This window comes from Stenotrophomonas sp. SY1, assembly GCF_021202945.1.
Classification (GTDB): domain Bacteria; phylum Pseudomonadota; class Gammaproteobacteria; order Xanthomonadales; family Xanthomonadaceae; genus Stenotrophomonas.
The window spans coordinates 1957166-1971881 of record NZ_JAJOYR010000001.1; the positions used below are offsets into that span (position 1 = coordinate 1957166).

Consider the following 14716-nt stretch of genomic DNA (forward strand, 5'->3'; position numbering starts at 1 on the left):
GATGAGCACCCTGCCAGCCGACAATGTTTGGACCACCGTGCCGGAACTGCGCGGCGCGCACGTCTGCCTGCAACCGCTGCAAGCGGGCCATGTGCCGGCATTGCGGCTGGCGCTGGGTGACGGTGCGCTGGCACGCTGCTGGTACACCAATGTGCCGGTGCCGGAAGACGCCGCGCATTACGTCGACGCCGCGTTGGACGTGCAGGCCCAGGGCAAGGTGCAGGCATTCGTGGTCAAGGATGCTGCCGGCGAGGTGGTCGGCAGTACCCGGTTCTATGCGCTGGAAGCGGACGTACCGCGCCTGAACATCGGCTACACCTGGTACCACCCGCGCGTGCAGCGCACCGGCCTCAACACCGAGGCCAAGCTGCTGTTGCTGCAACATGCCTTCGAGGTGATGGGCTGCATCAGCGTTGGCTTCGAGACCAGCTGGTTCAATCACGCCTCGCGCACCGCCATCGCCCGGCTGGGCGCCAAGCAGGATGGCGTGCTGCGCAACCACAAGCGCCACGCCGACGGTTCACGCCGCGATACCGTGGTGTTCTCCATCATCGATACGGAATGGCCGGCGGTGAAATCCCACCTGCAGTTCCTCCTGGATTCGCATTCATGACTGACAAGAAATTCTCCCTTGGCATCGTCGGCGCGCGTGGCTACACCGGCACCGAGCTGATCAAGCTGCTGGCTGCGCACCTGCATATCGAACTGGCCTTCGTGTCGTCGCGCGAACTGGCCGGTCAGCGCGTGGCCGATCACAACGACGCCTATCAGGGCGAGCTGCGCTACGAAAGCCTGGATGCCGACGCCGTTGCCGCCAAGGGCGTGGACGCGGTAGTGCTGGCGTTGCCGAACGGCAAGGCCGAACCGTTCGTGGCCGCGTTGGATGCAGCCAAGCCGGACACGGTGATCGTTGATCTGTCAGCCGATTACCGTTTCGACAACAGCTGGTACTACGGCCTGCCAGAGCTGACCCGTAACCGTTACGACGGGCAGAAGCGGATCAGCAACCCGGGCTGCTACGCCACCGCGATGCAGCTGGCGATCGCGCCGCTGTTGTCGCAGCTGGCCGGGCCGCCAACCTGCTTTGGCGTGTCCGGGTGGTCGGGTGCCGGCACCACGCCTTCGGACAAGAACAACCCCGAGCTGCTGCGCGACAACCTGATGCCGTATGCGCTGACCAACCACGTGCACGAGCGCGAGGTGTCCACCCAGCTCGGCGTGCCGGTGGAGTTCATGCCGCATGTGGCGCCGCATTTCCGTGGCATCACCATGACCGTGAACCTGTGGTTGCAGCAGCCGCTCAAGCGCGAGGAGATCGTCGCGCTGTATGAGCAGCGTTATGCCGGCGAGCCACTGGTTGAGGTGGTCGATGAAGCGCCGTGGGTGAGCCGCATCGCCGGCACGCATGGTGTGCAGATCGGCGGCTTCACGATGGCGCCGGGCAACAAGCGCGTGGTGGTGGTGGCGACCATCGACAACCTGCTCAAGGGTGCTGCCACGCAGGCGTTGCAGAACCTCAATCGTGCGCTCGGCCTGGACGAGTTGACCGCCATCCCGCATTGATCCGCTGTTGTAGGAGCGGCGTAAGCCGCGAGGCTGGTGGCGTGACAGACGGTCGGCTTCGCGGCTTACGCCGCTCCTACAAATAGCCAACGCAAACCTTTTCGATTCCGAGAAACCACCATGACCAACCTGCTCTGGCAGAAACCCGGCGTCGCGGTAGACGCGAAGATCCAGACCTTCCTGGCCGGCGACGACGTCATCCTCGATCGCGAGTTCTTCCTGCACGATATTCAGGCCAGCACGGCGCATGCCGAAGGCCTGCAGCACATCGGCATCCTCAGCGCCGACGAGTTGGGCGCGCTCAAGCGCGAGCTTGCGACGCTGGCCGACGACTTCCGCAGCGGTGCCTTCGTGCTGGACGAGCAGTACGAGGACTGCCATTCGGCGATCGAAGCGCGCCTGACCGAACGTCTGGGCGATGCCGGCCGCAAGATCCACACCGGCCGCAGCCGCAACGACCAGATCCTGGTCGCCACGCGCTTGTGGCTGAAGGAAAAGCTGGAGCGTGTGGCGCAGGTCAGCAGCGAAGTGGCCAAGGTCGCGTTGGACCGTGCTGCCGCCGAGCAGATGCAGCCGCTGCCGGGTTACACCCACATCCAGCGCGCCGTGGTGTCCTCGGCGGGCATGTGGTGGGCCGGCTGGGCCGAAGCCTTCATCGACAATGCCATTCGCGCACGTGACACGCGCGCGCTGATCGATACCAATCCGCTGGGCACGGCGGCCGGTTACGGCGTCAACCTGCCGCTGGATCGCGAGCACACAACCACCGCGCTGGATTTCGCGCGCATGCAGATCAGTCCGATCTACGCGCAGCTCTCGCGCGGCAAGTTCGAACTGGCCGCACTGGAAGCGTTGGGTGGTGCGACCTTGGACCTGCGTCGCATCGCCTGGGACCTGTCGTTGTTCACCACCGGCGAGTTCGCCTTCGTGGCGCTGCCGGCGCAGTACACCACCGGCAGCTCGATCATGCCGAACAAGCGCAACCCGGACGTGATCGAGCTGATGCGTGCCACCCACGCCAGCGTTGCCGCAGCGCGTACCGAGATCGAGCAGCTGCTGTCGCTGCCGTCGGGCTACCAGCGTGACCTGCAGAATTCCAAGGGCGCGATCGTGCACGGCTTTGGTCGTGGCCTTGCCGCGCTGGAACTGCTGCCGGCGTTGTTGTCGAACCTTGACTGGCGCGACGACCATATCCGTGCGGCGATCGATTCGGGCATGTACGCCACCGACGTGGCAGTGGAAGCGGCCGTGGCCGGCGTGCCGTTCCGCGATGCGTACAAGGCCGCTGCCGAAGCTGCTGACACGGCAGGACAGGGGCGTACGCCCGAAGGCAGTCTGGCGGCGCGGGTGTCGCCCGGCGCGGCGGCGGACCTGCGGCTGGACGAGCTGCGCGCGCGCTGGGCGGCGTTGCGCGTTTGATCGAGGGAGTACGGGCGCCGAAGGGCGCCCGTATTGGTTTGGATGCTTGGTTCTGGCATTGGAATTGGCAGTTGCAGCGGCAGCGGCTTTTCGCTCTTCACCTGTCGCTCCTCCCGCCTGCAGGGTAAGGGCATGCGGCTTACGAGCTACTAGCTCGTGCATGGATGAATGCCTCGCATGTTGTGCGAGGCCAGGGCGCGGAGCTAGGTGCCCGTAGGGCGGATGAGGGCGGTTCTGGCTTTCGTTTGTTTCAAAAGCTCCCCTCACCCCAACCCCTCTCCCGCAAGCGGGAGAGGGGCTTGAGCAACACCAGGCAAGTTCCAAGCGAAAGCAATTGCGACGACAGTACGTCCGGCGTGCTGTCATAGACCACAAAGGAGAGTGGAATGAAGATGTTTCTGGTGATGGCCATGCGCAGGCCCTCGTTCGACGTTGCGGTTGTTGAGCCGCACAAGGCATTTCTTGATGCGCTCAGTGCCGCAGGGCAGCTGCATCTGACCGGTGGTTTCAGTGATGGTAGTGGCGGTGCTTACATCCTGAAGAACGTCGCCGATCTGGAAACCGCCAAGGCCATCGTTGCGCGTGATCCGCTGGCCATCCACGGCAGCTCCGAACTCACCATCCACGAATGGAATACCCGCTGAGGCCATGAACGCTCCTTCGCAATCGCCCTTCACCGAACAGGCGCTGCCGCAGTGGCGGCGCGCCGTGCTGAAGGTGGGCAGCAGTCTGCTCGCCGCCGATGGCGGTGGCCTCACGCCGCGTTTCGCACTGGGCCTGGCCCAGTTCGTATCGGCCAATGTGCTGGCAGGGCGTGAGGTTGTCATCGTTTCTTCCGGCGCCGTGGCCGCAGGGCGCGCCATCGTGCCGAAGGCGGCCGAGGCCGGCGCGGCGATGGCTGCAAGACAGGCACTGGCGGCGCTCGGGCAGGCGCAGTTGATCGCGTTGTGGCAGCGCTTCTTCGAGCGACCGGTGGCACAGGTGCTGCTGACCCACGATGACCTGCGCAATCGTCGTCGCTACCTCAACGCGCGTGCCACGCTCAACGCCTTGCTGGCGCTGGGAGCGCTGCCGGTGATCAACGAGAACGACACCGTGTCGGTGGACGAACTCAAGCTCGGCGACAACGACAACCTTGCAGCCATCGTCGCAGCGCTGGTGGATGCCGATGCCTTGTTCATCGCCACCGATATCGATGGGCTGTACACCGCCGACCCGCGCAACAACCCGGATGCACGGCCGATCAATGAAGTCACCGAGCTGACGCCGGAAGTCATGGCGATGGCCGGCGGCAGTGGCAGTGTGGTCGGCACCGGCGGCATGCACACCAAGTTGCAGGCCGCGGCCAAGGCGGGCGCGGCGGGGATCGATACGTTCCTGTTCAACGGCCGCGATGGCGATGTGGTGCGGGGCCTGGCACAGGGTCGCTTGCTGGGCACGCGCCTGCATGCTGGGCAATCGCGCATTGCCGCGCGCAAATACTGGCTGCGACACGCGCCACTGGAGCCGGGTGCGATCCTGGTCGATGCCGGTGCCGCGCGTGCGCTGCGCGAGAAGGGCGCGTCGCTGCTGCCGGGTGGCGTTGTCGGTGCCGAGGGCGAATTCCGGCGCGGCGACATGGTCGAGGTGCGCCTGTTCGACGCGCAGGGGCAAGAGCGCATCGCACGGGGTGTCAGCCAGTACTCGGCGGTGGATATCCGTCGCATCAGCCAGCACCACACGCGCGAGATCGAATCGATCCTTGGTTACAACTACGGTGACAACGTGGTTCACCGCGACGACATGGTGGTGCTGTGATGTCGTCCTCCGCCGATACGGGAATGGTCATGAGTGATATCCGCACGCTGGCATTGCAATGCCGAGATGCCGCCCAGCAGCTGGGCCAGCTTTCCACGCAGGCACGTAGCGCGCTGCTGATGTCGATGGCGGACGCGTTGGATGCCGATGCGCCGGGCATTCTTGCCGCCAACGAGAAGGATCTGCAGGCCGCACGCGACAAGGGCGTGGGCACCGCGATGCTCGACCGGTTGGCATTGAATCCGTCGCGCCTGGCGGGCGTTGCCGATGCGTTGCGCGAGGTGGCGGCATTGCCGGACCCGGTGGGCGAGGTGACCCGCGATTACGTGCGGCCCAACGGCATCCGCGTGCAGAAGGTGCGGGTGCCGCTGGGCGTGATCGCGATGATCTACGAGGCGCGGCCGAACGTCACCGCCGATGCCGCCGCGTTGTGTATCAAGGCGGGCAACGGCGTGATCCTGCGCGGTGGCTCGGAGGCCATTCATTCCAACACGGCCATTGCCGCCAGTCTGAAACGCGCCCTGCGCCAGGCCGGTCTTCCCGAAGCGGCATTGACCCTGGTGGAAGACCTGCGTCGCGAAACCATGTTGGAGCTGTTGCAGCTAAACGACATCATCGATCTGGCGATTCCGCGGGGTGGCGAAGGCCTGATCCGTTTCGTGGCCGAACATGCGCGGGTGCCGGTGATCAAGCACTACAAGGGTGTGTGCCATCTGTTTGTGGATGACAGCGCGGATGTGGACCTGGCGGTGCGCCTGCTGGTCGATGGCAAGGTGTCGCGTCCGGCGGCCTGCAATTCGCTGGAAACGCTGCTGGTGCACGAGGCCATCGCGTCGCGATTCCTGCCGGTTGCCGCGGCTGCATTGCGCGAGCGCAGCGTGGAACTGCGTGGTGATGCGGCCACGCAGGCGCTGCTGCAGGACGTGTTGTCGGCAACTGAAGACGACTACGCAGCTGAGTACCTGGATCTGATCCTTGCGATCCGCGTGGTGCCGGATATCGGCGCGGCCATCGCGCATATCCAGCAGTACACCTCCGATCACACCGAAGTGATCGCCACCGGCAATCCCGCTCACGGCGAAGCTTTCGTGCATGCACTGCGCTCGGCGGTGGTGATGGTCAACGCCTCGTCACGCTTCTCCGACGGTGGCGAGCTGGGCTTGGGGGCGGAGATCGGCATCTCCACTACCCGCCTGCACTCCTATGGCCCGATGGGGCTGGAAGCGCTCACCGTCGAGCGTTTCGTGGTGCGTGGTGAGGGCCAGGTTCGGCATTGAGTTGCAGGAGTGGTGTGCAGGTCGTTCCGCTGAACTGCGCTTTTGTAGGAGCGGCGTGAGCCGCGAAGCTGATGATGCGGCGGCTGCGCACGCGGTGTGCAATTGCAGGTTCTGCGTAGGCAGGACCGTTGCCAGTTTCGCGGCTTACGCCGCTCCTACAGGGCCAGGCGCGTTGGTGTTTACAACAACGCGTCTTCGACTGAGTCGCGGTGCTCGACGATCTTCACCCGCGCACGGCTGGCTTCTTCCTTGGGCATGGCCTGCTGGCGGGTGAAGCCTACCGGACGCGCATGGTCATCCATATGCAGCACCACCGACTTGCTGCCGGCCAATCCGTCTGCCAGCGCGGCGCTGGCGCCCAGGTCGTGTGCAATCTTCTCGATACTGATCGGCGCAACCGCGCTGCGGCGTTCCTTGCCGGTGAAGCGGATGCGGTTGTACTCGGCCCACGCGATCAATGCGACGGCGCAGCACAGAAGGATCACCGGCACCGCCATCAGCAGGAACGGGTCCACCTGGTCCTGATACTCGTACAACTGCCGCCACGCCAGGCGGATGCCGAACAACCACGACAGCAAGGTCAGCAGCGGTACGCAAAGCACCATCAGGAACGCCCAGAACGCCACGTTCACCGCGCCCCACAAGGTGCGCTGCACGCGCGGTTGCTCGCGCGGCTTGCGGATCAGGCGCGAATCAAACTTGGTGCCGCTGCTGTTGTCCGGTTTGGTGTTCATCGTATTCCCCGGTCAGGGCTGACCCAGATGGCGCGCTTGCCGCGCCGCTTGAGCAATGTCTTGGGCAGGGCGACCACGGTGGTGCACAGGCTGATCAGCCAGTACGCCATCGGGTACCAGATCACCCAGAAGTAGTTGCGGCCCACGTGGGTTTCGTAACGCCGGTCGATGATCAGGCTGCTGGCGAACTGCGCCAGGCAGACCAGCGCCAGAATCACGCCATGCCATTGCGGCAGCACGGTGGCGATGTACAGCTGTGGCGGCATCGGAATGAACTTGCCCAGCGCCCACAGCACCAGGATGGCGGCCATGGTGTAGGCCCACAGCACACTGAGCAGATACTCCAGCAGCACGCCCCACATGCGGCGTTTGCGCCAGCTCAACAACGAAGTGGCATGCCGCAGCATCACTTCCACGCCGCCCTGGGCCCAGCGCAGACGCTGCTTCCACAGGCCTTTGAGGGTTTCCGGCATCAGGATGAAGCACAGCGCATTGGGCTCGTAACGGATGTCCCAATGATCCAGCTGCAACCGCCAGCTGATGTCGATGTCCTCGGTGATCATGTCATCGGCCCAGTAGCCGATGCGATGCAGCGCGGTACGACGGAAGCCGGCGATCACTCCGGAGATGGTGAAGATGCGCCCGTACACGCGCTGGGTGCGTTTGATCATGCCGATGATCGAGGAGAACTCGGCCACCTGCAGCCGGCCCAGCAGCGTGGAGCGGTTGCGGATGCGCGGGTTGCCGGTGACCGCACCCACGCGCGGCCCGGAGGTCAGGTGCCAGATCATCCAGTGCATGGCGTACTCCTCCAGCATGGCATCGCCGTCGATGCACACCAGGTACTCCGAGCGCGCCGCCAGCGCGCCCATGCGCAGGGCATTGGCCTTGCCCAGGTTGCGATCCAGGTGGATCACGCGCAGGCGCGCGTGCTGGGTAGCCAGTACGTCGAGGCGGGCGCCAGTGTCGTCGCTGCTGCCATCGTTGATCGCGATGACTTCGTAGTCCGGGTAGTTCTGGCTCAGCGCGGCGCTGAGGGTGTCTTCCAGATTGTCCGCTTCGTTGTGGCAGGGGATGAGGATGCTGGCGAACGGATACTCCGCCATCGGCGGCGGGTCGGTGCGGTCACGCGCCTTGCGCTCGCGACGGAAGAAGTAATACAGGCCGCCGACCATCCACAGGAACGCCATCACCAGCGGGTAGAAGAAGGCGAACTGCAACAGCCCGTACAGGATCGGATGCATCTGCACGTCACTTCTCCTCGTAGGGGAAGTTGCGTACCGACATGGTCGCGCGTGCATCCTCCAGCGCCGGGCGGTTGGCGATGAAGTCATCCGGGTACCAGCCCATGTGCTTGACGCCGGCAGCCTGCAGGCGTCGCACCAAGGCGCGCAGCTGCGCACCGTCGATGGGCTTGCGGGTGCGCCAGTCCACGGTCTGCAGCTCGAACAGGGTGTGCTTGAACTGCGGGTCCTGCACGCGCACCGCTTCGACCAGCTGGTCCAGCCAACGCTCCGGGTGGCGGCTGCCTTCCATCCACGGCATCGCCATCAGCGCGGTGTGCGTGTAGGCGCGGTTGAACAGGTCCAGGCGTTGGGCGAACCAGGCCGAGCTGTGCGGCTGCAGTACCGGCTGTGCGTACAGGTTGCGTACGGTGGCCAGCTTCGGCCGCCAGCGCTGGGCGGCGTCGCGCAGTTCCAGGGTGAAGTCGATCAGCGCATGGGTGCGCGCGCCGTCCTCGCCTTCGGCCGGCAGGTGCGCCAGCTCGGTATCGCGCAGGTAGGCGTCATCGTGGAACAACAGGCCTTCCATATAGGAATTGATGGCCAGGTCTTCGTAGATGTCCTTGATGATCCGGCGCACCTGCGGCTGGGTGAAATCAAGCCGGAAGATGCCGTCGTGTTCGGGGCTCCGGATCTTCAGTGCGTCGCGGATGGCCGGGTCTTTCAACTCGAAGCCAAGTACCGGCAGCCAGGCGTAGACCTTCACCCCGGCGCGGGTCTTCAGCTGCCACGCGACGCGGTTGAACAGGTCCGCACGCATCGGCAGGTGCCGGTTGGGGAAGTACAGCGCATCGGCCGAGCCGTTTCCGTCGGGGTCGGCGAATGCCTGCAGGTAAACGTGGCTGGGGCCGATGCGCTTGACCCGCTCGATCAGCGCATCGAGATTGCGCGACTGCTGCTGCGGGTCATCGTCGTAGACCATGTCCAGATCGATCTGCAATGCGCGCACGTTCTGCAGGTCGGTGTCACGGCGCAGCTCGCGGGCCAGGCTGGGGACGGTGGGGTTGTCCACCATCAGCAACCGCGCCAGTCCGCCAAGATCATCGGTGACCGGCGTGCTGCGTCCTTCCAGGTCGAAGGAAACCTCCATGCCCAGTTGCCTGGCCAGGTCATTTGTATAAGCGTTGTAGGCGGCGTAGGGCCAGACGATGGCGCGCGGTTTGCTGCCGGTGTTCTCGCTGATGCGCTGCACGCTGCGGGCCAGGTCGTCGCGGATGCGCTGCTCGTAGGCCTGCGGGGTTTCATAGCTGGCCGTGGCCGGGTCGTAGACGCGGGTGATCACCGCCGGGGTGGAGTTGCCCTGCGGATTGGACTGCACGCCGTGGTGCAGGTTGTCGGTATGGCTGGCGACCTCGACCAGGCCGCTGGCCTGCATCTCACGGATCTGCTGCCAGGTCAGGAAGTCATCGCCGTTGAACGGGCGGTAGCCGTAATCGATGCTGCGCCCCGGTGCCATGTCCACGTAGTCGGTGATCACTGCGATCAGCGCCGGGTAGTTGTAGGCGCGCAGCAGCGGGAACACTTTGGTGTAGACGCTGCGCAGGCCATCGTCGAAGGTCAGCAGCACCGGCTGCGGCGGCAACGGAGTGCCACCGCGCGAGGCCTCGATCAGCTGTGACAGCGAGACCGGGTGGTAGCCATGGGTGGACAACCAATCCAGGTGCGCGGCGAAGTTCTGCGTGCTGACCGCGTACAGGTCGGGGTCGCCACGGCGCACGACATCGTCGCGGATGTCGTGGTAGCTCAGTACCAGCAGGCCGTTGTCGGCTGCGTCCAGCTCGACGTCGGGCGCACGCGCGTGGGCGCTGCCGACACAGCAGAGCAATGCCAACATCCAGATGGCGAAACGGGTGAAGTTGTTGCGCATTTCATTGTCCCCAGTGGATCGCGGCATCCAGGCCGATATGTCGCTCACGTCGTCCGTCATAGACCGGCCGCGACCAGCGCACGCCGTATTCCAGAACCCGCCCCATGCCGATCTGCCATTCGTGGCGATAGCCCGCACTGGGCACCAGCGCGCTGCCATATCCGCGTTGCCAGTAGTTGCCCAGCGACAGTTCCAGCCGCTGCTTGAAATGGCGGTCGTAGCGCTGCCAGGTCCTGTGCTCCAGGCGCAGGCCGAGTTCGGCAAGGCCGTCGCGCTCCGGGTTGAAGTAGGGCACATCACTGCGGCTGGCTCGGCCCAGGTAGCCGCTGCCGACGCCGGTGACCTGCAACTTGGGCAGGGTCAGCAAGCGTTGCTCGATGCTGCTGCTGAGCAGGTCGCGGTTGTTGTCGTCGGCATAGTGGAAGCGGCTGGCACTGACGCTCCACTGCGTGCGTTCGCTGCGCTGGTAGGAAAGCGCGAGTGCCATGCTGTCGGCGTCGATGCCGGCCGCGCGGGCCTGCATCGAGGCTTCCTCGTCATTGCGCGCGCCGCTCAGGCTGATGTGCCACTGATCGTTGAACTGCCAGCCCGCGCCGGCGCGGATGCAGACACCGCCGATGTTGTCGTCGGCATGGTTGACCAGCAGTTCCGCATCCAGCTGGCCGAAGCGATAGCGCGCGCCCGCGCCCAGGCGCAACGGGTTCAAACGCTGATCGGTGTAATCGACGCTGCGACGGTCGGCGAACGCCACCAGCCGCCAGCGGTCGTCAAGGATCGGTGAATGCACTTCCACGCCGTAGTGGTGGTCGTCGTTGCCCAGCGGTGAAACGCCACCGCCGCTGCTGCGGCCGCCTTCGGCATAGGCATGCAGCTGCCAGCCACGATGGGCGCGCCATTGCTGCTGCATGCGCTGCACCACCGGTTGGGTGGGGTAACGGCTCAGCAGGTCTTCGTAGTAAGGGCGCGCGAGGTCATCGCGTTGCAGGTCGACATACGCTTCGAACTGGCCCACGCGCGGTTGCACTTCGCGCGGGTCCAGCGTGTAGGCCATCTGCTGGCGTTCCAACGCGCGGCGCGGCCAACCGCGCATCTGGTAAACGCGGCCGAGCGACGCATGCAGGCCACCGTTGCCGGGAGCCGCATCGGCCATCTGTTCGAGATCGTGCTGTGCGGTGGGCAGGTCGCCGCTGTAGGCGCGGATCATCGCCAGGGTCAGGTCGGCCTCGTAGCGCGCCCAGTTCGAGTACGACTGCTTGGCACCGGCTTGACGGCGGAATGGCGGCTCCGCGTCGCGCCATTGGCGCAGGCTGTCGATGGCCAGTTGTTCCTGGCTGTTCTCAAGATAGGCATAGCCGAGTTCGGAACGCAGGTCGTCGCGCTCCGGTTCGGAGTTGATTGCAGCCTGCAGGATCGGAATCGCCTGCTCGGGATGCTGGGTGGCCATCAGCGAATCGCCGACGGCGGGCAGCACGTAATCGGGCAGGGCATGTCCTTCCTGCTTCAGCGCGAGGTACTCGTCGCGTACCTGTGCATGCAATGCCATGCGGTTGAGCAGGATCAGGCGGTCGAAGCGAATCCGCAGCGGCGCGCTGGAGGCGTCCAGGCCATCCTGTTGCAGCACACGCTGCATTTCCGCCAGAGCATGCTCGGCTTCATCCAGGCGCGTGTCTTCGCTCTTGCCATAGGCAAGGCTCCAACCCACTAGTTTGGAGAGACGGTTGGCTTCCAGACGATGGCGCTGGGCTTCGTCGAACAGCAGCGGGCGCTGCTGATACAACTGCCACGCGCGGCCGGCATTGCCGATGTCGGACAGGGTGAGCACCTGCAGCCGGAACAGAAAATCGTCCTGCGGATAGCGCTGCTGCAATCGTTCGATTTCGGCCAGTGCATCCAACCATTGCCCTTGATCGCGATGCTGACTGATGCGGGTCAACGCATCATCTTTTTCCCTCTCCGCATCGGACGCCAAGCTGTTGCCACTGATGCCGAACAAAGCCCCCGCCAGGGCAGCACTCAGTGTGAGCGGCTTCCATACAGCCACGAGAATCCCTGGGTACAGTCACAAAATCAGGAAATTGTGACATGCATCACGGTCGTAAGTGTGTGAACGACCGACCCCGCTTAACTGGATTTTAATATTGTGAATAGTGCATTCACATCAATGACTTGCGGCATTTCTTGGTGGTTTGCAGGTGGTGGCGGCCACCACGGGGTCTTACGCGGCCAGAGTGCACCGGGGCAAACGGTAGCCGCTTGCATCGGGCGGAGGCGCACTGCCCGCCGTGCCTGACTGCCGGGAGGGCGGTCGGCGTGCTTACCAGTGGTCTTCCAGGTGCTGCGGACGGCAGGCAAACCAGGCTGCGGTCAGCAGCACCAGGGCGCACAGGGTCAGGAAGGCGAACGGCAGCAACCAGGCGTCGGTGGCGCCATGCAGCCAGCCGAACAGCAACGGGCCCAGGCAGGCGAAGCTGTAACCGACGCCCTGCATGAAGCCGGACAGCGCCGCCGAGCCGGCCGGGGTGCGGGTACGCAGGTTGATCAGGGTCAGCGCCAGCGGGAAGGTGGACGGCCCCAAGCCCAGCAGCGTGGCCCACAACAGCGGTGCCGACATCGGCGCCCAGAGCAGGCCGGCGAAGGCGGTCAGGTTGATGGCAAAGGCCAGCGCGACGATCGGGAAAGGATTGCGCAGGCGCACCGCCAGTGCCGGCATCAGCAGCGACGGCACCAATCCCAATGCAGAGAACACCGCCACCGTGACCCCGCCGAACGCGGGCGAGGCGCCGGCTTCGATCATCATCTTCGGCAGCCAGGTGAACATCGAATAGGTGATCAGCGAAGTCATGCCGAACATCAGCGCCAGGCCCCAGCCCAGCGACGTGCGCCACACCTTGCCCGGCGCGTGGACCGGCGCATCGTGGGTTGCCGGGACGGGCGTGCTGCGTGCGAGCATCAGCCATGGCAGCATCGCCGCCAGCGAAAGCAGGGCCCACATGCCCAGCGAAATGCGCCAGTCGTAGGCCTGTGCCATGGGCACCGCCAGCAGCGCCGGAATCATCGTGCCGGCCTGCAGCACGGTGATGTACAGCGTGCTCATGGTGCCAACGCGATCGGCGAAGTAACGCTTCACCAGCGGCGGCACCACGACGTTGCCGATGCCCATGCCGGCCAATGCGACGCCTGAACCCACCAGCAGCATTCCAACATTGCCGGCACCGGCACGGATCAGCAGGCCAAGCGTGGCCAGTGCCATGGCCAGCAATGCGGTGCGCTCAAGGCCGATGCGTCGGGCCAGGGCCGGCGTGGACAGGCCGAACAGGGCGAAGGCGGCCGTCGGCATCATGCCGAGCACACCGGTCATGGTGCTGCCGAAGTTGAACACCTTCTCCAGCATGTCCAGCAGCGGCGTCAGCGAGGTCACTGCCGTACGCAGATTGATCGCGGCCAGCACGATGGCGGCAAATGCCAGGGCGCGCCCGCGCAGCAGGGGCGAGGAATGGGAAGCGGTGTCCGTCATGAAATGCTCTTCACGGGTAATGCCCAGGTGGGGCCGGCAGTCGGCGCACGCAGCGTGGGCAGGATGCGGTCAGCGGGCGCGAACCGATGGACGGGCGCCCGGAGACTGCGGTGGGGGCGGCCATTGTACGTGCCTGTCCGTGAACGCCGGTGGCGTGGAGCTGCGGTGTGCGTCGAGTCGTCAGGTTGCGTTACTGGGTGCGACGTCCCTCAGCGAAGGACGCCGCACGCAGGGATCCGTTGTGACGCGCATGCCAAGTGCAGCCACGCAGACGCGCCGTCGGTCGGCTGTATCAGCGCAGCCAGCCTTTGCGCTTGATGTAGATCAGCGGCAGCAGCGCGGCGACCAGCGTCAGCGTGATCGACATGGTGAAACCGTGCTTCCAGCTCAGCTCCGGCATCACCGAGAAGTTCATGCCGTAGAACGTGGCGACCAGGGTGGGTGGCAGGAACACCGCGGTGATGATGGTGAACACTTTGACGATCTGGTTCTGCTTGATGTTGAGCAGGCCGACCACCGAGTTCTGCAGATAGCGCACCTTGTCATGTTCGAACGCGGCATGCTCCTTGACCCCGTTGACGTCGGCGATCAGTTCCTGGATCAGCGTCTGCAGTTCCCGTTCGCGTTGCTTGTCCACTTCGCCGTTGAGGTGGCGCACCACGCGCGCGAGGGCGAGCTGGCTTTCCAGGCAATTGGAAATCAGTTCTTCGCTGTCATTGAGGCCCAGCAGGGTTTCGGTGAGATCGCTCACGCCCAGTTCGCGGCCATCGCCGCTGCTCTGACCGGACAGCTGCGCGATGGTGGCGGCGGTCTGCTCCAGTTCCAGTGCGATCGATTCGATCACCTGGCCGGTGCCGTCATTGATGCCGGCCAGGATCATCCGCATCAGCGACTTGGCGTCGGTTGCCTGTTGCGGACGGCGTGCCAGGCGCTGCATGGCGCGGTTGAGTGGTGTGAAATCGGCGCTGTCGTGCAGCGTGACCAGCAGCCTGTCGCCGAGCACGAAGATCACCTTGTGGAACTCCGGTTCGTGCTGTTCGTTCATCGCAACCAGCTCGGCGAGCAGATAGACGTACTCCTCGTCTTCGTAAACGCTGGTGTTGTTGAGTTGTGGATCGACGTTGTAGCGGTCGCGCAGTTCGGCCAACGCAACCGGATCGGTTTGACCGATATCAATCCACAGAAAGCCTTCGGCGGGCAGGTTGGCAATGCCGGGAACGGTCTGGATGTGGTGGTTGTGGCGGAAGATGGAACGGATCATG

At 64.9% G+C, this 14716-nt stretch carries 12 protein-coding genes; 6 read left to right on the top strand and 6 right to left on the bottom strand.

From position 1 onward, the window contains the following. The first annotated feature begins 1 nt into the window (after position 1). The 6 genes from LR961_RS08215 (at position 2) to LR961_RS08240 (ending at position 6056) form a co-directional block, all read left to right on the top strand. Entirely contained in the window at positions 2-613 is a 612-nt protein-coding gene (locus tag LR961_RS08215) for a GNAT family N-acetyltransferase (RefSeq protein WP_232148085.1), read from the top strand. Next, positions 610-1563 carry an N-acetyl-gamma-glutamyl-phosphate reductase gene (gene argC, locus LR961_RS08220; RefSeq protein WP_232148087.1) on the top strand — a complete coding sequence of 318 codons (954 nt, stop codon included), beginning with the start codon at positions 610-612 and terminating at the stop codon, positions 1561-1563. The genes LR961_RS08215 and argC overlap by 4 nt, the downstream gene beginning before the upstream one ends. A gap of 120 nt (positions 1564-1683) precedes the next feature. Then, complete coding sequence (locus tag LR961_RS08225) at positions 1684-2982, top strand: argininosuccinate lyase (protein ID WP_232148089.1); 1299 nt, start codon at positions 1684-1686, stop codon at positions 2980-2982. A gap of 386 nt (positions 2983-3368) precedes the next feature. Further along, complete coding sequence (locus LR961_RS08230; protein WP_232148091.1) at positions 3369-3626, top strand: YciI family protein; 258 nt, start codon at positions 3369-3371, stop codon at positions 3624-3626. A 4-nt stretch (positions 3627-3630) separates the two neighbouring features. After that, positions 3631-4779: a glutamate 5-kinase gene (proB, locus tag LR961_RS08235; protein WP_232148093.1), complete on the top strand. Its 1149-nt coding sequence runs from the start codon at positions 3631-3633 to the stop codon at positions 4777-4779. A 29-nt stretch (positions 4780-4808) separates the two neighbouring features. After that, the gene (locus tag LR961_RS08240; protein ID WP_232148095.1) at positions 4809-6056 is read left to right on the top strand and encodes a glutamate-5-semialdehyde dehydrogenase; all 1248 of its coding nucleotides are present in this window, start codon (positions 4809-4811) and stop codon (positions 6054-6056) included. Between the two features lie 179 nt (positions 6057-6235). Here the strand turns inward: LR961_RS08240 and pgaD are convergent, their stop codons facing one another. The 6 genes from pgaD to LR961_RS08270 form a co-directional block, all read right to left on the bottom strand. After that, complete coding sequence (gene pgaD, locus LR961_RS08245) at positions 6236-6790, bottom strand: poly-beta-1,6-N-acetyl-D-glucosamine biosynthesis protein PgaD (protein ID WP_232148097.1); 555 nt, start codon at positions 6788-6790, stop codon at positions 6236-6238. Beyond that, positions 6787-8034, bottom strand: coding sequence for a poly-beta-1,6-N-acetyl-D-glucosamine synthase (gene pgaC, locus LR961_RS08250; RefSeq protein ID WP_232149282.1), 1248 nt, complete (start codon positions 8032-8034; stop codon positions 6787-6789). Before pgaC ends, pgaD begins: the two co-directional genes overlap by 4 nt. 7 nt (positions 8035-8041) lie before the next feature. After that, entirely contained in the window at positions 8042-9907 is a 1866-nt protein-coding gene (pgaB, locus tag LR961_RS08255; protein ID WP_232149283.1) for a poly-beta-1,6-N-acetyl-D-glucosamine N-deacetylase PgaB, read from the bottom strand. Between the two features lie 34 nt (positions 9908-9941). Next, positions 9942-11873, bottom strand: a complete 1932-nt coding sequence (gene pgaA, locus LR961_RS08260) for a poly-beta-1,6 N-acetyl-D-glucosamine export porin PgaA (RefSeq protein ID WP_232148099.1) — start codon at positions 11871-11873, stop codon at positions 9942-9944. Between the two features lie 381 nt (positions 11874-12254). Next, the gene (locus tag LR961_RS08265) at positions 12255-13454 is read right to left on the bottom strand and encodes an MFS transporter (protein ID WP_232148101.1); all 1200 of its coding nucleotides are present in this window, start codon (positions 13452-13454) and stop codon (positions 12255-12257) included. Positions 13455-13746: 292 nt separating this feature from the next. After that, positions 13747-14715 carry a CorA family divalent cation transporter gene (locus LR961_RS08270; RefSeq protein ID WP_232148103.1) on the bottom strand — a complete coding sequence of 323 codons (969 nt, stop codon included), beginning with the start codon at positions 14713-14715 and terminating at the stop codon, positions 13747-13749. Between the last annotated feature and the right edge of the window lies 1 nt (position 14716).